The sequence below is a fragment of the Pseudomonas sp. BNK-7 genome (assembly GCF_048072025.1).
In the GTDB taxonomy this organism is placed as follows: domain Bacteria; phylum Pseudomonadota; class Gammaproteobacteria; order Pseudomonadales; family Pseudomonadaceae; genus Aquipseudomonas; species Aquipseudomonas danubii.
Window position 1 is genome coordinate 2,686,792 of record NZ_CP182252.1, and the last position, 20,045, is coordinate 2,706,836.

At 60.9% G+C, this 20,045-nt stretch carries 21 protein-coding genes and 1 tRNA gene; 14 read left to right on the plus strand and 8 right to left on the minus strand.

All coding sequences use genetic code 11. The features are described 5' to 3' along the window. Positions 1-19: 19 nt before the first annotated feature. Entirely contained in the window at positions 20-961 is a 942-nt protein-coding gene (locus ACMGF8_RS12545) for a YgfZ/GcvT domain-containing protein (protein ID WP_102861596.1), read from the minus strand. 149 nt (positions 962-1,110) lie between these two features. Between ACMGF8_RS12545 and ACMGF8_RS12550 the strand changes: the two genes are divergently transcribed. Together ACMGF8_RS12550 and ACMGF8_RS12555 are read left to right on the plus strand one after the other, a co-directional pair. Beyond that, positions 1,111-1,365 (plus strand): succinate dehydrogenase assembly factor 2, encoded by a 255-nt coding sequence (locus ACMGF8_RS12550; protein WP_011059785.1) that lies wholly within the window; start codon positions 1,111-1,113, stop codon positions 1,363-1,365. Then, the gene (locus ACMGF8_RS12555; RefSeq protein WP_102861597.1) at positions 1,349-1,801 is read left to right on the plus strand and encodes a protein YgfX; all 453 of its coding nucleotides are present in this window, start codon (positions 1,349-1,351) and stop codon (positions 1,799-1,801) included. The genes ACMGF8_RS12550 and ACMGF8_RS12555 overlap by 17 nt, the downstream gene beginning before the upstream one ends. Here the strand turns inward: ACMGF8_RS12555 and nadB are convergent. Further along, positions 1,764-3,386, minus strand: a complete 1,623-nt coding sequence (gene nadB, locus ACMGF8_RS12560; RefSeq protein WP_102861598.1) for an L-aspartate oxidase — start codon at positions 3,384-3,386, stop codon at positions 1,764-1,766. The two genes, ACMGF8_RS12555 and nadB, sit on opposite strands and share 38 nt — an antisense overlap. Positions 3,387-3,944: 558 nt before the next feature. Between nadB and rpoE the strand changes: the two genes are divergently transcribed. From rpoE to ACMGF8_RS12580, 4 genes are all read left to right on the plus strand, one after another. Next, positions 3,945-4,526 (plus strand): RNA polymerase sigma factor RpoE, encoded by a 582-nt coding sequence (rpoE, locus tag ACMGF8_RS12565; RefSeq protein ID WP_007930230.1) that lies wholly within the window; start codon positions 3,945-3,947, stop codon positions 4,524-4,526. A gap of 31 nt (positions 4,527-4,557) precedes the next feature. Further along, on the plus strand, positions 4,558-5,145 hold the full coding sequence (locus tag ACMGF8_RS12570) for a sigma-E factor negative regulatory protein (protein WP_102861599.1): 588 nt from the start codon (positions 4,558-4,560) through the stop codon (positions 5,143-5,145). 8 nt (positions 5,146-5,153) lie between these two features. Continuing rightward, positions 5,154-6,110, plus strand: a complete 957-nt coding sequence (locus ACMGF8_RS12575; RefSeq protein WP_102861600.1) for a MucB/RseB C-terminal domain-containing protein — start codon at positions 5,154-5,156, stop codon at positions 6,108-6,110. A 223-nt stretch (positions 6,111-6,333) separates the two neighbouring features. Then, a complete protein-coding gene (locus tag ACMGF8_RS12580; protein WP_102861601.1) occupies positions 6,334-7,764 on the plus strand; it encodes a DegQ family serine endoprotease in 1,431 nt (476 codons plus the stop codon). Between the two features lie 75 nt (positions 7,765-7,839). Here ACMGF8_RS12580 and ACMGF8_RS12585 read toward each other — a convergent pair whose 3' ends face one another. Continuing rightward, positions 7,840-9,273, minus strand: coding sequence for a M48 family metalloprotease (locus ACMGF8_RS12585; protein WP_102861602.1), 1,434 nt, complete (start codon positions 9,271-9,273; stop codon positions 7,840-7,842). A gap of 233 nt (positions 9,274-9,506) precedes the next feature. On the opposite strand from ACMGF8_RS12585, the gene ACMGF8_RS12590 reads away from it, so the two are divergent. Together ACMGF8_RS12590 and ACMGF8_RS12595 are read left to right on the plus strand one after the other, a co-directional pair. Beyond that, positions 9,507-9,746: a sulfurtransferase TusA family protein gene (locus ACMGF8_RS12590; RefSeq protein WP_092320345.1), complete on the plus strand. Its 240-nt coding sequence runs from the start codon at positions 9,507-9,509 to the stop codon at positions 9,744-9,746. Between the two features lie 33 nt (positions 9,747-9,779). Next, positions 9,780-10,850 (plus strand): AI-2E family transporter, encoded by a 1,071-nt coding sequence (locus ACMGF8_RS12595; RefSeq protein WP_102861603.1) that lies wholly within the window; start codon positions 9,780-9,782, stop codon positions 10,848-10,850. A 37-nt stretch (positions 10,851-10,887) separates the two neighbouring features. Here ACMGF8_RS12595 and ACMGF8_RS12600 read toward each other — a convergent pair whose 3' ends face one another. Both ACMGF8_RS12600 and ACMGF8_RS12605 read right to left on the minus strand, forming a co-directional pair. Next, positions 10,888-11,361 carry a peroxiredoxin gene (locus ACMGF8_RS12600; protein ID WP_102861604.1) on the minus strand — a complete coding sequence of 158 codons (474 nt, stop codon included), beginning with the start codon at positions 11,359-11,361 and terminating at the stop codon, positions 10,888-10,890. A gap of 10 nt (positions 11,362-11,371) precedes the next feature. Continuing rightward, positions 11,372-11,932, minus strand: a complete 561-nt coding sequence (locus tag ACMGF8_RS12605) for a glycine cleavage system protein R (protein WP_102861605.1) — start codon at positions 11,930-11,932, stop codon at positions 11,372-11,374. 326 nt (positions 11,933-12,258) lie between these two features. Here ACMGF8_RS12605 and dapA point away from each other — a divergent pair, with 326 nt between their 5' ends. The 6 genes from dapA to ACMGF8_RS12635 all read left to right on the plus strand — a co-directional run bounded on the left by dapA (position 12,259) and on the right by ACMGF8_RS12635 (position 16,327). Continuing rightward, on the plus strand, positions 12,259-13,137 hold the full coding sequence (gene dapA / locus ACMGF8_RS12610) for a 4-hydroxy-tetrahydrodipicolinate synthase (protein WP_102878721.1): 879 nt from the start codon (positions 12,259-12,261) through the stop codon (positions 13,135-13,137). A gap of 17 nt (positions 13,138-13,154) precedes the next feature. Then, a complete protein-coding gene (gene bamC, locus ACMGF8_RS12615; protein ID WP_102861607.1) occupies positions 13,155-14,270 on the plus strand; it encodes an outer membrane protein assembly factor BamC in 1,116 nt (371 codons plus the stop codon). 4 nt (positions 14,271-14,274) lie between these two features. Next, the gene (locus tag ACMGF8_RS12620) at positions 14,275-15,033 is read left to right on the plus strand and encodes an MBL fold metallo-hydrolase (protein ID WP_416759811.1); all 759 of its coding nucleotides are present in this window, start codon (positions 14,275-14,277) and stop codon (positions 15,031-15,033) included. Between the two features lie 28 nt (positions 15,034-15,061). After that, positions 15,062-15,775, plus strand: coding sequence for a phosphoribosylaminoimidazolesuccinocarboxamide synthase (gene purC / locus ACMGF8_RS12625; protein WP_011059799.1), 714 nt, complete (start codon positions 15,062-15,064; stop codon positions 15,773-15,775). An 83-nt stretch (positions 15,776-15,858) separates the two neighbouring features. After that, positions 15,859-15,948, plus strand: a tRNA-Ser gene (locus ACMGF8_RS12630). 187 nt (positions 15,949-16,135) lie between these two features. Further along, positions 16,136-16,327, plus strand: coding sequence for a hypothetical protein (locus ACMGF8_RS12635; protein WP_207167218.1), 192 nt, complete (start codon positions 16,136-16,138; stop codon positions 16,325-16,327). A 117-nt stretch (positions 16,328-16,444) separates the two neighbouring features. On the opposite strand, the gene ACMGF8_RS12640 is transcribed toward ACMGF8_RS12635, so the two are convergent. The 3 genes from ACMGF8_RS12640 to ACMGF8_RS12650 all read right to left on the minus strand — a co-directional run bounded on the left by ACMGF8_RS12640 (position 16,445) and on the right by ACMGF8_RS12650 (position 20,035). Further along, the gene (locus ACMGF8_RS12640) at positions 16,445-17,233 is read right to left on the minus strand and encodes an IclR family transcriptional regulator (protein WP_102861610.1); all 789 of its coding nucleotides are present in this window, start codon (positions 17,231-17,233) and stop codon (positions 16,445-16,447) included. A gap of 461 nt (positions 17,234-17,694) precedes the next feature. Next, positions 17,695-18,837, minus strand: coding sequence for an acyl-CoA dehydrogenase family protein (locus tag ACMGF8_RS12645; RefSeq protein WP_416759814.1), 1,143 nt, complete (start codon positions 18,835-18,837; stop codon positions 17,695-17,697). Between the two features lie 10 nt (positions 18,838-18,847). Continuing rightward, on the minus strand, positions 18,848-20,035 hold the full coding sequence (locus ACMGF8_RS12650; RefSeq protein WP_250329261.1) for an acyl-CoA dehydrogenase family protein: 1,188 nt from the start codon (positions 20,033-20,035) through the stop codon (positions 18,848-18,850). Positions 20,036-20,045: the final 10 nt, after the last annotated feature.

Below are 20,045 nucleotides of genomic sequence, written 5' to 3' on the forward strand. Positions count from 1 at the left end.
GCAGGAAAGGGGGAGTCGGTCAGCGCTGGATTTCGCGATCGCGGTCCAGCTGGTACGGCAGGTCCAGCAATTGCAGACCGGGCCCTTCGAGTGCGCCCAGGTGCAGGTTGCCATCTTCTGCCGCTTCGGCCTGCAACACGGCCAGCAGTTCCACCTGGTCTTGTGCCTGGGCGGCCAGGACCACTTCACCGATGGAGCTGTTGTGGGTCGGGGAGAACAGCGGGGTGCCTGGAATGGGGAGTTCGCCGCTGGGCAATGCAAGTCGGTAGAGGCGACGCTTGAGCTTGCCCAGGTATTGCATGCGGGCGACGATTTCCTGACCGGTGTAGCAGCCTTTCTTGAAGCTGACGCCGCCCACGGCCTGGAGGTTGAGCATCTGCGGAATGAACAGTTCACGGGTCTGCGCCATGACCTGGCCGAGGCCCGCGCGGATCTGGCCCAGCAGCCACTGATTGAGCTCGCCCTGGGGCAGTTGCGCAGCCAGTTGCTGACCCAGGCTCTCGGCGCGTTCTGCCGGGACCCAGAGTTCGACGCGGTGGCTTGAGGCGCGCACCGCAATCAGACCGTCGGCGCGGACTACGGCGCCGTCTTCCTGGGGCAGTTCAAGGCCCAGGCCGCTCAGGCTGGAGTCGGCATGGCTGAGGCCGAAGCGCGCCCAGTTGGCGCTTTCATCGGTGAGCTTGGCCTTGGAGAAGACTGCGTATTTCTTCAGGTCCGCCAGTTGCGGCTCAAGCAGTTCGCTGGCCATGGCCAGCAGGCAGCCGTCACCTTCCAGGAGGATACGGAAACTGGACTGCATGCGGCCTTTCTGGTTGCAACGGGCGCCCAGGCTGGACTGGCTGTCGCTGAGGTAATTGAGGTTGCAGGTCAACTGACCCTGAAGGAATTTGCTGGCATCAGGGCCGCGGACGGCGAGGACGCCTTCGTGGGACAGGGGGCAGAAAAAAGCGGAGTCAGCCATGGTTCATCGCAGGGTAAAAAGTCTGGGGCACATCATAAGGGGGCGCCCCTGAAATGGATAGTTCACAAAGGACAGGTGGTGACCGACCAAAGCCGACTGTTCTCGTGTTCCCCGGGCTGTATACTTGCGCTCTATTTGAGGAGCGCTCCATGGTTGAAGATGTTGAACTGAATCGCCTCTACTGGCACAGCCGTCGCGGCATGCTTGAGCTGGACGTATTGCTGGTGCCGTTCGTCAGGGAGGTGTACCCGCATCTCAATGAGACCGATCGCGAGTGCTACCGCAAGTTGCTGGAGTGTGAGGATCAGGACATGTTCGGCTGGTTCATGGAACGCAGCGAGTCCGAGGATCCTGAGCTGCAGCGCATGGTTCGCATGATTCTGGACCGTGTCCAGCCCAAGTAGGCTGTTCGAGTGCCGCTGGCGTGCTTCACGGCAACTGCTGGCGGCTTACCTGCTGGCCCAGGCATTCGCTCTGGTTGCCATTTTCCTACTGAATATCCCGTCTTTGGCCAAGGTGCTGGGCATCCTGCTGTGCCAGTTGCACGGCGGCTGGGTGCTGCCTCGACAGATTTTGTTGACCCATTCCCGAGCATTCAGCCGCTTGCGGCATTCATCAGAGGGCTGGCAGCTGTGGAGTCCGGCCACGGGTTGGCAGGTGGTGCAGTTGCGGCCTGACAGCCTGGCATTGCCGCTGATCGTGGTATTGCGCTTCCGTCTGCAGGGCGAGCGCTGGGTGCGCTCCCTTTGTGTGCCGAGGGATGCGCAGACCGCCGATGAGCATCGGCGTCTGCGGGTGCGGCTCAAGTTCGGCCGGCGTAGGTGGGCGGCAGCAGAATAGTGTCGCGAGCTTCAGGCAGCAGCTGCGGATAGTCGAGGGTGTAGTGCAGGCCGCGGCTTTCCTTGCGCTCCATGGCCGAGAGAATCATCAATTCGGCCACCTGGGCCAGGTTGCGCAACTCGATCAAGTCACGGCTGACCTTGTAGTTGCTGTAGAACTCGTCGATTTCGTCCAGTAGCAGGCGAACCCGGTGTTGAGCCCGTTGCAGGCGTTTGTTGGTCCGCACGATACCGACGTAGTCCCACATGAATCGCCGCAGTTCGTCCCAGTTGTGCGCAATGATCACGTCTTCGTCAGAGTCGGTGACCTGGCTGGCATCCCAGGCCGGCAGGGCGATGGGAATCGAGATCTGAGGCAACTGCTGAAGAATGTCGGCCGCTGCCGAGCGGGCGTAGACGAAACACTCTAGCAACGAGTTGCTGGCCATGCGGTTGGCTCCGTGGAGGCCAGTGAAACTGGTTTCGCCAATGGCATACAGGCCTGGCACATCGGTGCGCCCCTGTTGATCGACCATTACGCCGCCGCAGGTGTAGTGGGCGGCCGGCACCACTGGGATCGGCTGCCGGGTGATATCGATGGAAAATTCCAGGCAGCGCTCATACACGGTGGGGAAGTGGGTCTTGATGAAGGCTTCCGGTTTGTGGCTGATATCCAGGTAGACGCAGTCGATCCCCAGGCGCTTCATTTCATGGTCAATGGCCCGGGCGACGATGTCCCGGGGAGCCAGTTCGGCCCGAGGGTCGAAGCGCTGCATGAAGCGTTCGCCGTTGGGCAGCTTGAGGTGGGCACCTTCACCGCGTAGGGCCTCGGTGATCAGGAAGCTCTTGGCCAGTGGGTGATACAGGCAGGTGGGGTGGAACTGGTTGAACTCCAGGTTGGCCACCCGGCAACCCGAGCGCCACGCCATGGCGATGCCATCGCCACAGGCACTGTCGGGGTTGCTGGTATAGAGGTAGACCTTGGCTGCACCGCCGGAGGCGAGGATCACGAAGCGGGCGCCGAAGGTGTCCACTTCACCCGTGCCGCGGTTGAGTACGTAGGCGCCCAGGCAGCGATCACCTTCCAGGCCCAGGCGTTTTTCGGTGATCAGGTCAACGGCAACCCGCTGCTCCAGCAGTTCGATATTGGGGTGCTGTCGGGCCTGGGCCAGCAGTGTCTTGAAAATGGCTGCGCCAGTGGCGTCTGCGGCATGGATGATCCGTCGGTGGCTGTGACCGCCTTCACGGGTCAGGTGGAACTCGAAGCCATTGTCATCGCTGCTGGCGTCTTCATCGCGGGTAAAGGGAACCCCCTGGTCGATCAACCACTGGATGGCCTCGCGGCTGTGTTCCACGGTAAATCGCACGGCATCTTCGTGGCACAGGCCGCCACCGGCGTTGAGGGTGTCATCGACATGGGATTCGACGGTATCGGTATCGTCCAGAACGGCAGCGACGCCGCCTTGGGCCCAGTAGGTCGAACCGTTGGCCAGATCGCCTTTGCTCAGGACGGCGATACGCAAGTGGCGGGGCAGTGTCAGGGCCAGACTCAAGCCTGCAGCGCCGCTGCCAATCACCAGAACATCGTGTTGAAACTGTTGGCTCATTTGAAGGATTCCGCTCAAAGCGACCCAATATGGGGTTGGCGCCAGACGCCTGAATCGGCGAGTCAAAGCAGCCACACAGCCCACTAGTATATAGAGGGGGGGATCGGCACAATAGTCGCGCCTTCATGGCGTTGTGCGACTTCGCTGAGCAAAAGCGTTGCTCTCGACCAGCCTCTACTCGCGGCGTTCAAGCTTCCGCGCGGGTTGATCGAAGAAGTAGGGCTGTTTTTCTCTTCACCGTTACACAATCTTCGTTCGGCGCAGCTATAAAGATTGGGAACTTTTGCCAAGGCCCCAAACTCAATAGAAGGTTGCCTGAAAGAAGGGACAGCGTCGGTTCTGGCCAGGGTTTGCAATCTGTCCCTTGGTGACAGAAATCGACGACAGGATTATTCGCGCAGCCGGCCTTGCCCGCGCTGCGTTTTTCGTGCGTGCCGGATCAGAGCCCGCAGGAAACTTGCTTGGAGGGGGAGAACTTTTGCGAAAAGCCCGAGTCTATGTTTGCAAGCCTGATCGATTAGTGATGCAAGCCTCCTCCGAGTTTATCGAGGAGTGTTCATGCTAACCCAGGAAGAGGATCAGCAGCTGGTCGAGCGCGTTCAGCGTGGCGACAAGCGAGCGTTCGATCTGCTCGTGCTGAAATACCAGCACAAAATTCTCGGGTTGATCGTGCGTTTCGTGCACGACACCCATGAAGCCCAGGATGTCGCACAAGAAGCCTTTATCAAGGCTTACCGTGCACTAGGTAATTTTCGGGGGGACAGCGCGTTCTATACGTGGCTGTACCGTATCGCCATCAACACGGCGAAAAACTATCTGGTTTCACGCGGCCGCCGGCCGCCGGATAGCGATGTCAGTTCTGAGGATGCGGAGTTCTATGACGGCGATCATGGCCTGAAGGATCTCGAATCGCCGGAACGTGCATTGCTGCGGGATGAGATCGAAGGCACCGTCCATCGAACCATTCAGCAACTACCTGAAGATTTGCGTACAGCCTTAACTTTACGTGAATTCGATGGTCTGAGTTACGAGGACATTGCCAGCGTCATGCAGTGTCCGGTGGGTACCGTGCGCTCCCGGATTTTCCGCGCTCGGGAAGCCATCGATAAAGCCCTGCAGCCGTTGTTGCAGGAAACCTGAGACAGCGGCGACAGCCAAGAGAGGAACCGCCATGAGTCGTGAAGCCCTGCAGGAATCGCTGTCCGCGGTGATGGATAACGAAGCGGACGAACTGGAATTGCGTCGGGTGTTGAATGCCGTCGACGAAGTAGAAACCCGTGAGACTTGGGCTCGTTATCAAATCGCCCGGGCAGCTATGCACAAGGAGTTGCTGCTTCCACGTCTGGACATCGCCGCTGCTGTTTCGGCAGCTCTGGCTGATGAGGCCGTACCAGCCAAAGCGTCCCGTGGACCTTGGCGCAGTCTGGGCCGTCTGGCGGTAGCTGCATCGGTGACTGTGGCGGTACTGGCCGGTGTGCGGCTGTACAACCAAGATGAGATCGCAGGCGTTGAACTGGCTCAGCAAGCCGCTCAACCTACCCTGGCGACTCCACAAATTAAGGGCCCTGCTGTACTGGCCGGCTACAATGAAAGCTCGGAAGCCACTGGCCCCATGGCTAATGGCGTATTGCAAGGGCAGCCAGGCTGGCACGATCAGCGTCTGCCAAGCTACCTGCGTCAGCATGCTCAACAAGCTGCACTCAAAGGCACTGAAAGCGCACTGCCTTATGCCCGTGCGGCAAGCTTGGAAAACCGCTAAGGAGGATCATGCGCGCCATACCTCTACTCTCGCTTCTGCTTAGTGGCTGGTTTGTGGTTCCAGCCCACGCCGATGAAGCCCAGGGCTGGTTGCAGCGTCTTGGGCAAGCGGAACAGCAGCAAAGCTTTCAGGGCACTTTCGTTTACGAGCGTAACGGTAGTTTTTCTACCCATAACATCTGGCATCGCGTCCAGGGTGGAGAGGTCCGTGAGCGTTTGGTTCAGCTCGATGGATCTGCTCAAGAGGTGGTGCGTGTCGATGGTCGCACCCAGTGCGTCAGCGGTACGTTGATGGCAGGGTTGGGCGATGCTCCGGACTCTGCGACCCGTGCGCTGGATCCGCAAAAGCTCAAGAATTGGTATGACCTTGCCGTTATCGGCAAGTCACGCGTGGCTGGGCGTCAGGCAGTCATCGTTTCGGTTACGCCCAGAGATCAACATCGTTATGGCTTTGAGTTGCATCTGGATCGGGAAACCGGCCTGCCGCTCAAATCCCTGTTGTTGAACGACAAGGGACAACTATTGGAGCGCTTCCAGTTCACTCGTCTGGATACTGCAGATGTTCCTGAAGATGCCGAGTTGCAAGCTGGGGCTGACTGCAAACCCGTGAGCCTGGATAGCGACAAGGCTTCGGCCATCAAGACTGCGCAAACCTGGCATTCCGACTGGCTACCTCCAGGTTTCGAGCTGACCAGTAGCTCCGCCCGCAAGGATCCGCAAACCAAGACCCTGGTCAACAGCTTACTGTATGACGACGGTTTGGCGCGGTTCTCGGTGTTCCTCGAACCACTCAACGGGGCGACGGTTACCGATACCCGCACCCAGCTTGGTCCGACTGTTGCCGTATCACGTCGCTTGACCACGCCTGAAGGCGAAATGATGGTCACCGTGGTCGGGGAAATCCCCATTGGCACTGCTGAACGTATTGCGCTGTCGATGCGTTCCGATGCCACCGCCAAGCAATGATCCTTTGTTGGTTGTGTAAGAGGTCGGTAATGCCTACTCCACAATTGAGAAGATGAAATGTTTGGTGAGCAATTTCATTTGCAAAATCCCCAAAGTTTTTTTATAGGTCAGAACCCCTCGGTTCTGACCTTATTTGTCGTTCCTGGAGCAAAAGTACCGCCCCTGCATTTTCGGTGCGACTTGCTCCATATCGCTTAACCACGCTCGTCGTAACGGGAGCCGTATGTCGATACCACGCTTGAAGTCTTACTTCACCATTCTTGCCACCGTGCTGGTGCTGGGGCAGGCCGTGTCTGCCCAGGCAGCCGAGTTGCCTGATTTCACCCAACTGGTCGAGCAGGCCTCGCCTGCTGTGGTGAATATCAGTACAACGCAGAAGCTGCCTGATCGGCGTTTTTCCAACTCGGCACAGATGCCCGAACTGGAAGGCCTGCCGCCAATGTTGCGGGAGTTCTTCGAGCGTGGCATGCCTCAGCAGCGCTCTCCGCGAGGGGACCGCCAGCGTGAAGCCCAGTCCCTGGGCTCGGGTTTCATCATTTCCCCGGATGGCTACATCCTCACCAACAATCACGTGATCGCCGATGCGGACGAGATTCTCGTGCGTCTGGCCGACCGCAGTGAATTGAAAGCCAAGCTGATAGGCACCGATCCGCGTTCCGACGTGGCACTGTTGAAGATCGATGGCAAGGACCTGCCTGTGCTGAAGCTGGGTAAATCCCAGGACCTGAAAGCCGGGCAATGGGTCGTGGCCATCGGTTCGCCATTTGGTTTCGACCACACCGTGACCCAGGGCATCGTCAGTGCCATTGGTCGCAGTCTTCCAAATGAAAACTACGTTCCCTTCATTCAGACCGACGTGCCGATCAACCCGGGTAACTCCGGTGGCCCGCTGTTCAACCTGGCGGGTGAAGTGGTGGGCATCAACTCGCAGATCTACACCCGTTCCGGTGGCTTCATGGGGGTGTCCTTCGCGATCCCTATCGACGTGGCCATGGACGTTTCCAATCAGCTGAAAACCGGTGGCAAGGTCAGTCGTGGCTGGCTGGGCGTAGTGATTCAGGAGGTCAATAAAGACCTGGCAGAATCCTTTGGTCTGGAAAAACCTGCCGGTGCACTGGTCGCGCAGGTTCAGGACGGAGGCCCAGCGGCCAAGGGCGGCCTGCAAGTGGGGGACGTGATTCTCAGCCTCAATGGTCAACCTATTGTCATGTCGGCGGACCTGCCGCATCTGGTCGGGGCACTGAAGGCCGGAGCCAAGGCCAACCTGGAAGTGATTCGTGAAGGCAAGCGCAAGAATGTCGAGCTCACCGTGGGCGCCATTCCTGAAGAAGACAAGGATCTGAGCATGCTGCCCAAGTCCGGCGTCGAGCGCAGCAGTAACCGTCTCGGCGTAGCCGTTGTAGAGCTCAATGATGAGCAGAGAAAGGCTTTTGACCTCAAGGGTGGCGTAGTCATCAAGGAAGTCCAGGATGGCCCAGCGGCGTTGATCGGCCTGCAGCCGGGCGACGTGATCACCCACCTGAACAACCAGGCGATTACCACCGCCAAGGAGTTCACCGAAATCGCCAAGGCGCTGCCGAAGAACCGTTCGGTGTCCATGCGTGTACTGCGTCAGGGGCGAGCCAGTTTCATTACCTTCAAACTGGCCGAGTAATACGTCTGACGCCGTGCTCGCGCAGTAAAAAGCCCGCCTCGTAAGAGGCGGGCTTTTTTATGGCGCCTGGAAACATCAGCGCATCATGTCTTTGACCATCTGCTCCTGGTCCATCATCTCCCGCTGACGAGCGTCGATTCTCGACGACAGTGGGAAGTTGCTGCCGGCCCGCCGTTTGGCGAAGTCCAGTTGCTGAATGGCTTGGCGGTAGTCGCCGACCAGGGCGAAGTACTCGGCCCGGGCCTGGTGCAGGCCAATGATATTGCCCGACAGACCGCGGGTTTCCGCCACCAGATACCAGACATCCGGATCGTCCGGACGGCTTTTCAGCAAGCCTTCCAGGGCCTTTTCCGCATCCGCGGGGCGGTTCTGCTTGAGCAGCAGGTCCACTCGGATCTGATTCAGCGGGTAGTTGCCCGGGTACAGGTTGAGCATCCGCTCCACACGAGCTTGCGCATCCGGCAGGCGGTTGTTGGCCATGTCCAATTCGATCTGAGCCAGGTTGTAGGTGACATCATTGGGGGATTTGGCCAGCAGCGGCTTGAGGTTTTCCCGAGCCTCGTTCCACTGGCTGCCCTTGATCTGGGCGATGGCCAGACCGTAACGGGCAATGTCGTTCTTCGGGTTTTCATCGAGCTGGGCGCGAAAGCGCTTGGCGGCCAGGCCTGGAGATTCTTCGTAATTCAACTGCACCCGCGCACGGATCAGTTGATAGCGCAGGCTGTCCTCGGTGCCTCCGAGTTTGGCCTGTTCTGCGCGGTTACGAGTGTCGGCGATTCGCGATTCGGTGACCGGGTGCGTCAGGAGGAATTCCGGAGGCTTGGCATCGAAGCGGTATTGGCGCATCAAACGTTCGAACATGGTAGGCATCGAGCGTGGGTCGTAGCCGGCTTTCTCCAGATTGAGAATGCCGATGCGGTCGGCTTCCTGTTCGTTTTGCCGGGAAAAGCGCCGCTGTTCCTGGATGGCCGCGGCCTGGGTGCCGGCGATGGTGGCGATCCCCGCATCCCCGGCGCCGGCGGCAGCGATCACGATCCCGGCCAGCAAGGCGGCCATCATTGGCACCTGCATGCGCTGCTGAGCTTCAACCCCGCGGGCAAAGTGGCGTTGGGAAAGGTGCGCCAGTTCGTGAGCCATCACCGAGGCGTACTCTCCCTCGGTCTGGGCATTGAGAAACAGGCCACCGTTGACCCCGACAATCCCGCCGGGGGCGGCGAAGGCGTTGAGCTGCGGGCTGTTGATCAGGATGAACTCCAGGCGGCGGTCGTTGACCTGGCTGGTTTCCACCAGTTTGTAGACGCTGGTTTCGACATAGTCCTTGAGTTGCGGGTCGTTGAGTTGCGAGACCTGGCTGCGTAGCAACGCCAGCCAGGCACGGCCCAGCTGGTGTTCCTGTTGTGGAGAGACAATGGATGAACTGGCGTCACCAAGTGACGGCAGGTCGTCGGCGAAGCCCGGTGAGGCGAGCAGGCAAGCGAGCGTCAGCAGGGTAGGGCGCAATAAATTCATGCACAAAGCCTTATTCGACAAAGGCTCTACTGTAGCTGCCCGCTGGTCCGGGGACCAGATAAAGCCAGTGAAAACTCTGCGGATAAAAAAGTGCTTTCGGGTAAATTCCGACGTCTACCTCATCGAGCCTCTATCACGGCGCTACAGCGCTCTGGTTTCAGGCTTCTTTATTGCCGACGGCTTTGCCTTGCAGGGTATTCTAGGCGCCTTGAATTGATGATCGGAGTAAGCCAATGACCGATGTTGTCGCCCATGACGCCGAGCTCGATGCCAGTGGACTGAACTGCCCACTGCCACTGCTCAAGGCCAAGATGGAACTCAATCGCCTGGCCAGTGGCGCGGTGCTCAAGGTCATTGCCACCGATGCCGGGTCCCAGCGTGACTTCCGCACCTTCGCTCGCCTGGCCGGTCATACCCTGTTGCGCGAAGAGGACGATGCCGGGGTCTATCGTTACTGGCTGAAAAAGGCCTGACGGCCGTTCACCGCTTTCATCTAAGGATCATTGATGTTCAAAGTGCTACGTGACTGGATACAGCGCTACTTCTCGGATGAAGAAGCGGTGGTGCTCGCTGTGCTGCTGTTCCTGGCCTTTACCGCTGTGCTGACCTTGGGTGGGATGCTGGCGCCAGTACTGGCGGGCATGGTCCTGGCCTACCTGATGCAGGGGCTGGTGGTGAGCCTGGAGCGCCTGCGCCTGCCCGGTGGGGCGGCGGTGGGGTTGGTGTTCGCTCTGTTCATGGGCCTGCTGCTGGTGTTCATCCTGGTGGTGGTGCCTTTGCTCTGGCACCAGTTCGTCACCCTGTTCAACGAGTTGCCGGGGATGCTCGCCAAGTGGCAGTCACTGTTGCTGCTGTTGCCCGAGCGCTATCCGCACCTGGTGTCGGACGAGCAGGTGCTGCAGGCCATCGAAGTGGCTCGGGGCGAGATCGGCAAGTTCGGTCAATGGGCGCTGACGTTCTCCCTGTCCAGCCTACCCTTGCTGGTGAACATCATGATCTACCTGGTGCTGGTGCCGATCCTGGTGTTCTTCTTCCTCAAGGACCGGGCGATGATCAGCCGTTGGGTTATCGGCTACCTGCCTCAGGAGCGGACCTTGATCACTCGGGTTGCCCACGAAATGAACCGGCAGATCGCCAACTACATCCGCGGCAAGGTCATCGAGATCGTTATTTGCGGTGGTGTGACTTATATCGCCTTCGTCGCCCTGGGCCTGAACTACGCGGCCCTGCTGGCCCTGCTGGTGGGGATTTCGGTGGTGGTGCCCTATGTCGGCGCGGTTGTGGTCACCGTGCCGGTGGCGCTGATCGCCCTGTTCCAGTGGGGCTGGAGCGACCAGTTCATCTACCTGATGGCGGTCTACGGGATCATCCAGGCCCTGGATGGCAACGTGCTGGTGCCGCTGCTGTTCTCCGGTGCGGTGAACCTGCACCCGGTAGCAATCATCTGTGCGGTGCTGCTGTTTGGCGGGCTGTGGGGCTTCTGGGGGATTTTCTTTGCGATTCCCCTGGCCACGCTGTTCAAGGCTGTGCTGGATGCCTGGCCGAGAAAGGACCCGGTGGTGGCGCCTTTACTCTAGATAACGCGGGGCGGCTGATTCAGCCGCCCCGTTGGTTTCAGGCCTTGTTCAGAGCCTGGGCTGCTGCCAGTACGGCGTCGACATGGCCCGGAACCTTGACCCCGCGCCATTCCTGGCGCAGGACGCCGTCCTTGTCGATCAGGAAAGTGCTGCGGTCCACGCCCAGGTATTCCTTGCCATAGAGCTTCTTCAACTTGATCACGTCGAACAGCTGGCAGACGGCTTCGTCCTTGTCGCTGATCAGCTCGAAGGGGAACTCCTGCTTGCACTTGAAGTTCTCGTGGGACTTCAGGCTGTCGCGGGAGATGCCGAAGACCTCGGTGTTGGCGGCCTGGAAGGCGGCGTATTGATCACGAAAGCCCTGGCCCTCGGTGGTGCAGCCAGGGGTGCTGTCCTTGGGGTAGAAGTAGATCACCACTTGCTTGCCCTTGAGGCCGGACAGGCTGACGGTCTGGCCGCTGGTGGCAGGGGCCTGGAAATCAGCGACGGGTTGGTCGATAGCAACAGCCATGGGAGCTTCCTTACATGGGGTTCTGTGGGCGCCAGGGTTCGATCAGCGCATCGAGGTTCATGGCATCGGCAAAATCCAGGAACTGGTCGCGCAACCAGCTGATCTGGGTGCCGGCGGGCAGGGTCACGGTGAAGGTGGCGTTGAGCATGGTGCCCCCGGTCTGCGGAGCCTGGTAGGTATCGCAGGTGAGGTTTTCCAGTTCGACATGATGGTCGATGAAGAACTGGCACAGCTCATTGACGATGTCAGAGCGGTAGGCCGCGCTGACGTAGGCGACATAAGGCAAGGCCTGGGGACGGCTTTCCAGAGCGGCGCTGCGCACCACGTTGACCGTGAAGGCGTGCTTCTTGGCCAGGGATGGCAGGCTGCTTTCCAGGCGCGCCAGGGCGTCCCAACTGCCGGAAATCTCCAGCACCAGGGCGCTGCACTCGCCGTGTCGGGTCAGACGCGAAGTCACCACGGCACAACGGTTTTCATGGCTGGCGCGGCACAGGACGTTGGTCAGCTCCATGGGGTTGGCGCCGAGGGCACTGATGACAAGGAATTGTTCGCGAACTGTGGGGGTGGACATGCAGCATTCCTAAAGCGATGAGCGGTCGGTACTTTTTGACAAGCCAGTAGCAGGCAAGCGTTGCAAGCTGAACTTCAGGGCCTTGAACCACAAGCCGGCGACGGGCCCCGAAACGCTCGGAACACAGTCTGGCAACGCGGGAATGGGGCTTTGCAGATCCAACAGGCAGGCGATAACCCGGTTTACATGCTTATCAGTAGCGATCAAAGCCTGAAGGGTAGCGAAAACCATCGCTCAGGGGAATGCTCACGGCAAGGGACTTCGCTTGTGCAAGGAACTTGGCGCCAGTACCATTACCGCTCTCTTTTTCCGGCAGGAGCGGTTGCATGATTGCGGGCAGTATGGTGGCACTGGTCACACCCATGGATGCACAGGGAAATCTCGACTGGGACAGCCTGAGCAAACTGGTGGACTTCCACCTGCAAGAGGGCACCAACGCCATCGTGGCGGTCGGCACCACAGGTGAATCGGCCACACTGGATGTCAACGAGCACATCGAAGTGATTCGTCGGGTGGTGGCCCAGGTTGCAGGGCGTATCCCGGTGATTGCCGGTACCGGCGCCAACTCGACGCGTGAAGCGATCGAACTGACCACCAATGCGAAGATCGCCGGCGCCGATGCCTGCCTGCTGGTGACTCCGTACTACAACAAGCCGACCCAGGAAGGCCTGTACCAGCATTTCCGCGCCATTGCCGAGGCCGTGGACATCCCGCAGATCCTCTACAACGTTCCAGGCCGTACCGCATGCGACATGCAGGCCGAGACCGTGATCCGTCTGTCCTCCGTGAAAAACATCATCGGCATCAAGGAAGCCACCGGCGACCTGCAGCGTGCCAAGGCCATCCTGGCCGGCGTGCCCGACGATTTCCTGGTGTACTCCGGCGATGACGCCACTGCCGTTGAACTGATCCTGCTGGGCGGCAAGGGCAATATCTCGGTGACCGCCAACGTCGCGCCTCGGGCCATGAGCCAGATGTGCGCCGCGGCCATGGCCGGCGACGCCGCCAAGGCCCGCGAGATCCACGAAACCCTGATGCCGCTGAACAAGACACTGTTCATCGAATCCAACCCTATTCCCGTGAAATGGGCCCTGCACGAAATGGGCTTGATGCCGGACGGTATCCGTCTGCCGCTCACCTGGCTCAGTGCCGCCTGTCACGAACCGCTGCGGCAGGCCATGCGCCAGTCCGGCGTCTTGGTTTAATTGAGGAAGTACAACGCATGAAGCGAATGGCCGGACTTTCCGCACTTGCCTTGATTATCTCCAGCACCAGTGGCTGCGGTTGGATCTGGGGCCCGGAAGGCTACTTCCGTGACCGGGGTAGTGATTACCTGCAAGCGCAACAAACAGCACCAATGCAACTGCCGCCGGACGTCCAGACCGCCAAGCGTCTGGATCCGCTGCTGCCAATCCCGCGCAACGTGGCCGACGACAACGTCAAGGGCGAGTACCAGGTGCCTCGTCCGCAGCCGCTGTCGGCCATTGCCGATGCCAGCGACTACACCCTGCAGAAAAGCGGCGACTCCCGTTGGGTCATGGCTCAGCATCCGCCGGCCGAAGTCTGGCCAGTGGCAGTGCAGTTCTTCCAGGACAACGGTTTTCGCCTGGATCAGCAACGCCCGCAAACTGGCGAGTTCAGCACCCGCTGGCAGCGTTCCGACGAGCTTTCCGCTGCCGTGGCCAAGCGCCTGAGCAGCGCCGGCGTCGCCGCCGACAGCGAAACTCGCGTGCGGGTGCGCATCGAACCGGGTGTGCAGCGCAATACCAGTGAAGTCTACGTGGTCAGTGCCGAGCGTCCCGCCGGCAGCACCGCCGATGTGGAGTTCACCAACCGTTCGGTCAACACCGGCCTGGACGCCGCGCTGGTGGATGACATGCTGGCCAGCATGAGCCGTACCTCCGAGAAGGGCGGTTCGGTGTCCCTGCTGGCTGCTCGCGATTTCGATACCCCGAGCCGGGTCAGCCTCAGCGAAGACGGCAGCGGCAACCCGGTGCTGAACCTGGGCGCCGACCTCGATCGCGCCTGGTCCAGCGTGGGCCGCGCCCTGGAGCAGGGCGAATGGCGGGTAGAGGACATCAACCGCAGCCTGGGCCTGTACTACATCAACCTGGCGGAAAAAGCCGAGAAGAAGAACGACGAGCCGGGCTTCTTCGGCAAGTTGTTCGGCAGCAAGCCGGCCAAGGAAGAGATCGAAGCCCGCGCCGAGCGCTACCAGGTGCGCCTGAGCAAGGTGGGTGACAACGTCCAGGTGACTGTCGAGAAGAACATCAACACCGTGGCGCCGGCCGATGTGGCGCGCAAGGTGTTGGGCGCGATTCAGGACAACCTGGGCTGATCAGATGCGTTTCGCCGTTCTCGGCAGTGGTAGCCAAGGGAATGGCACGCTGATCGCCAGTGCTGACACTTACATCCTGGTGGATTGTGGTTTCTCCTTGCGGGAAACCGAGCGGCGCCTGCAGCGCCTGGGAGTTCATCCTTCGCAGTTGAGCGCCATCCTGGTGACCCACGAACATGCCGACCACGTGCATGGCGTGGGTTTGCTGTCTCGGCGCTACAATTTACCGGTCTACCTCAGCCAGGGCACTTTGCGCGGGATGCGCAAACCGGTGGAGGCTGCAGGTTTTGTCCGCGGTGGCGAGCAACTGCAGATTGGTACCTTGTGCATTGACGTGATTGCCGTCGCCCACGACGCCCAGGAACCTACACAGTTTGTCTTCAGCGACGGTCAGCGGCGTTTTGGCCTGCTGACCGACCTGGGTTCCTACTGTACCGGCGTACTGGAAGGCTATCGTGGCCTGGATGCCTTGATGATCGAGGCCAACCATTGCCGGGACCTGTTGGCGCGCGGTTATTACCCGTACTTTCTCAAGCAGCGGGTCGGCGGTGACCAAGGGCATTTGAACAACCATCAGGCCGCAAGCCTGGTGGCCGAATTGGGATGGCAGGACCTGCAGCATCTGGTCCTTGCTCATCTGAGCAGCAAGAACAACCTGCCGCAGCTGGCCCGGCAATGTTTTGTCGACACCCTCGGGTGCGATCCGGACTGGCTGCAATTGGCCGATCAAGATTCAGGGCTCGACTGGCGCCACATCGCCTAGCCCACCTACTTAGCAAGCGGAGCCCATCATGGAAAAACGTGAAGAACTCTACCGCGGCAAAGCCAAATCGGTTTACAAGACCGACGACGCTGACCGCTTGATCCTGCTGTTTCGCAACGACACCTCGGCGTTCGACGGCAAGCGCATCGAGCAGTTGGACCGCAAGGGTATGGTGAACAACAAGTTCAACGCCTTCATCATGCAGAAACTCGAAGCTGCCGGCGTGCCGACCCAGTTCGACAAGCTGCTGGGCGACAACGAGTGCCTGGTGAAGAAGCTCGACATGATCCCGGTGGAGTGCGTGGTGCGTAACTACGCGGCCGGCAGCCTGGTCAAGCGCCTGGGTGTGGAAGAGGGCATGAAGCTCAATCCTTACACGTTCGAGCTGTTCCTGAAGGACGACGCCAAGGGCGACCCGTTCATCAACGAATCTCACGTTGTGGCGTTCGGCTGGGGTACCGCCGAGCAACTGGCGCGCATGAAAGAGCTGTCGCTCAAGGTCAACGAAGTCCTGAGCAAGCTGTTTGATGACGCTGGCCTGCTGCTGGTGGACTTCAAGCTGGAGTTCGGCGTGTTCAGCGACGGCTCCATCGTCCTGGGCGACGAGTTCAGCCCGGACGGCTGCCGTCTGTGGGACAAGGACACCAAGAAGAAGATGGACAAGGACCGCTTCCGCCAGGGCCTCGGTGATGTCATCGAAGCCTACGAAGAAGTCGCCCAGCGCCTGGGCGTGCCGCTGTAATCGACGCAAGCATCTGATAGCACGGAAAAAATTTGCTCGGGGGCTTCGCATCCGGCAAAGGTGCTGTTATGATGCGCGCCGTTGGAGAGATGCCAGAGTGGCCGAATGGGACGGATTCGAAATCCGTTGTACCTTCACCGGTACCTAGGGTTCGAATCCCTATCTCTCCGCCATTATTGAACAAGACTAAGCCCCCGTAATCATTGAAGATTACGGGGGCTTTTTCGTTTCTGTGGCAGTTGTCAGGGCATTTTTAGGGCAAAAGATGCGGCATGCAGGGGCACTCTAGTCCGCATGGTCCAGCTGGCGCGCCAGCCACTCGGCAGGAACCTAACTCCACAGCATCAGGCTCGCGAACGTATGGAGGCATTGGTTGGCACCGCGGCGCCAGTCGCCTTCGATAACCCAACATTCGCCAGCGGCGAACTCACCGGCAACCGGGATGCTCGGCTGGGTGGCCTGGCGGGCCTGGGCTTGGGTGACATTCGTCAATCTGCAGCCTTCGGCAATAGCCAGGTGATTGCCGGTCACGATAAGTGGGGTGACGAGTAACGGATGGGACGGCCCCGCTGATAACGGGGCCGGTCTCGGGTGCTTCATGGTCATTCATGGAGTACCCGATGTACCCCGGCTCGTTGCAGAAGCCGAAAATCTGCCCTGGCGTGTGCTTCAGACGCCGAGGCTTTCCAGGTCCCGGGCCAGCATCACCAACTGGTGGGCCAGGGAGCTTTCGAGTTTTTCGCTGGACAGCTGAAAGCTCGGGGCGCCGCAGGTCAGGGCCATGATACTGCCGTCGGCCAGGCGCAGCGGCACGCCGGCGCCATTGACGTTGCGGTCCCATTCTCCCAGTGACAGGCAGAAGCCAAAGGCTTCGTATTCACGGAAGGAGTCCTCCAGGGACTTTTCCAGGGCCGGCCATTCATCTCCGACTTTTTTCGCCACTTCCCGCAGCAGATGGTCACGCTCGATTTTCGGCGTGGCCGCCAGGTAGGCCCGCCCCGCGGCGCTGGTGGCCAGGGGCAGGCGCAGTCCGGGTTCCATGCGCAGACTGGCGACCTCCGGCGGGCGGCTGCTGTCCACGTGAATCATCGACAGGCGATCGCGGCAGGTCAGGCTGACTGTGGTGTTGGTGCGCCGGGAGAACTCGTCCATGAAGGGTTTGCCCAACTGGCGAACTCGCAGGCTGGCGGAGTAGGCGTAACCCAGGGCCAGTACCGCCGAATCCAGCTGGTACTTCTCCAGGTCCTGGTTGTACTTGAGGTAGCCCAACTGCGTCAGGGTGTAGGTCAGGCGCGACACCGTGGGTTTGGGCAGGCCGGTGATGCGGGCGATGTCCTGGTTGCCGCGTACCGCGTGACCGTGGGTAAAGGCCCGCAGGACTTCCAGGCCACGGGCCAGGGCTTCGACGAACTTGCGGTCTTTGGGCGCTGGTTCCGGGGCATCGTTCGGGTCGTGCATGGGGTCTTCCGGTAGGGGCTGGTGCCGGGCGCAATGCCAGTTGACCACGCAGCGGGTTCTTGGAAACAAGAGAAAAATGTTATCCCGGAACCGCTTGAATTGAAATCGACGATTGCCTCTCGGAACGCTGTTGCACCAGGCAGGCACCTGTCTCGTCAGGCGATCACGGTCCGGTGATCTGCCGTCTGCGCCGTACCGCCTCAGCGGCTGTCGTGACGCAGGCGGCCACGCCTGAATACGCCCTTGGCGCTGACCAGTCGTCAATCCTCGGCATCCAGCAGGTCGTCACTGGCGATAAAGAGCTTCGTGCCACCACCCCGGGTGCAGCTCACGGTGCGGACCTCGGTCCCCGGTGGCGTGCTCGCCATGTCGTTGGTGTTCAACGATAGAGTCAGGGCTCGTCGCCATCGCTCGGGGGGCGGCGTGTTGGGCCTGGGCCTGTGGTTGTCTGCCCGAGAGACTCATGGGGCCGGTGCTTGGCCGAGGGCGATGTAGCGCTGCAGGTGATGATCCTCGTCCCCCAACTGGTGGTCGATCATCACCAGCCGCTTGGCGTAATGGGCCAGTGGCAGTTCCCAGGTCATGCCGATACCGCCATGCAACTGGATGCATTCCTCCGCCACCAGGGCGCCGATGCGACCGATGCTGACCTTCGCCGCCGACAGGCTGCGTTCGCGGGTCAGGCGGTCGGCGTCGAGGGCGGCAGCGGCGTTGATCACCGCCGAACGCGCCTGCTCGATCTCCAGCAACAACACTGCCATGCGATGTTGCAGCGCCTGGAAGCTACCGATAGGACGGCCAAATTGTTGCCGGGTGCGCAGGTAGTCCAGGGTCGCCAGCTTGGCCACTTCCATGGCGCCAAGGGCTTCCGCGCAGAGCGCCAACAGGCCGCGGCCGATGGCCCGTTCGAGGATCGCGTGGCCCTGATGCAAGGGGCCCAGCAAGGCCTGTGCCGGCACTTTTGCCTGGTGCAGGCGCACTTGCGCGACGGGGCCGCTATCGAGGGTCGGGCAGGCCTGGATCTCCAGGCCCGGGGTGTCCGCCGGTACCAGGAACAGCGAGATGCCCTGGCTATCGTCCTGGGCTCCGGCCGTGCGTGCCGCGACCACCAGCAACCCGGCCTGGCGGCCGTTGAGGACCATGCTCTTGATACCGTCCAGACGCCAGCCGGCAGGGTCCGCCTCGGCGCGGCAGGCGACCCGGTGGGTTGCATAGTGGTTGCCGGGTTCTTCATGGGCCAGGGCGGCGATCAGGCTGCCGTCGATGATTGGCCCCAGGTGCATTTTCTGTTCTTCGTTGCCGGCGCTGGCGATGGCCTCGCCGGCCAGTACCGCACTGCCCAGCAGAGGTTCCACCAGCAGTCCGCGGCCTATTGCCTCGAAGACCAGGGCCAGGTCGAAGCCGCCGCCACCGAAGCCGCCGTTGGCCTCACTGAACAGGGCACCGATGACTCCCAGGTCCGCCAGCTGGCGCCAGATATCGGGGTTGAAACCCAGCTCGGACTGCAGGCTCTGCTGGCGCTTTTCCAGGTTGTATTGCTGGGTGATGAAACGATTCAAGCTGTCGGCGAGCATGCGCCGTTCTGCGCTGTGTTCGAAGTTCATGTGCACGCCCTCAGAGCCCGAGAATCATTTTCGAGATGATGTTTTTCTGGATTTCATTGGAGCCGCCAAAAATCGACAGCTTGCGATTGTTGAAGTACTGCGCCGCGGCGTTGGCCGCGAACCCGGGGCCTGCGTCCAGCGCTTCGGGGTTGGCGTCATCCAGCATGAGCCGGGCTTCGGGGCCCATGGCCCGGCGCAGCAGTGCGGTCAGTTCCTGACGGATTTGCGTGCCGCAGATCTTCAGCATCGAACTTTCCGCACCGGGAGCCCCACCCCCGGACACGGCGGCGATCACCCGCAGGTTGGTGGTCTGCATATTGGCCAGGTCGATCTCGACCCGGGCCAGGCGGGCGGCGAACTGCGGGTCATGCAGCAGTGGCTGGCCGTTGCGGGTGCGCTGCGCGGCCAACTGCTTGACCCGTTGCAGCGCCGCCATGGACAAGCCGACCCCAGCGATATTGGTGCGCTCGTAGGTCAAGAGGTACTTGGCGCAGGTCCAGCCCTTGTGTTCCTCGCCTACCCGATTGGCCACCGGCACCCGCACGTCGGTGAAGAAGACTTCGTTGATTTCGTGATCGCCCTCCAGGGTGATGATCGGGCGTACCTCGACCCCGGGGCTGGCCATGTCGATCAGCAGGAAGCTGATGCCTTCCTGGGGCTTGGCTTCACGGTCGGTGCGTACCAGGCAGAAAATCATGTTGGCGTGCTGACCCAGGGTGGTCCAGGTCTTCTGGCCGTTGACCACATAGTGATCGCCGTCGCGCACGGCGCTGGTTTTCACTGCGGCCAGGTCCGAGCCGGCACCGGGTTCCGAATAGCCCTGGCACCACCAGTGGCGGCCGTCGAGAATCCGTGGTAGCCAATAGTCCTGCTGCTGTGGGGTGCCGTACTTGATCAGCACTGGCCCCAGCATATTGACGCCAAAGGGCACGATGCGCGGCGCATTGGCCAGCCCGCACTCCAGTTCGAAGATGAACTTTTCCACGGGGCTCCAGCCCGGTCCGCCAAAGGCTTGGGGCCAGTGGTTGGCCAGCCAGCCCCGGGCATTGAGCAGCGCATGCCATTGCTCCATGTCGGCCTTGGACAGGCGCTCGCCTGCGGCCACCTTGTCACTCAGGCCAGTGGGCAGGTGTTCGGCGAGAAAGCGTCGCACCTGGTCGCGGAAGGCTTCTTCCTCTGGAGTGAAACTCAGGTCCATGGCGAGGTCC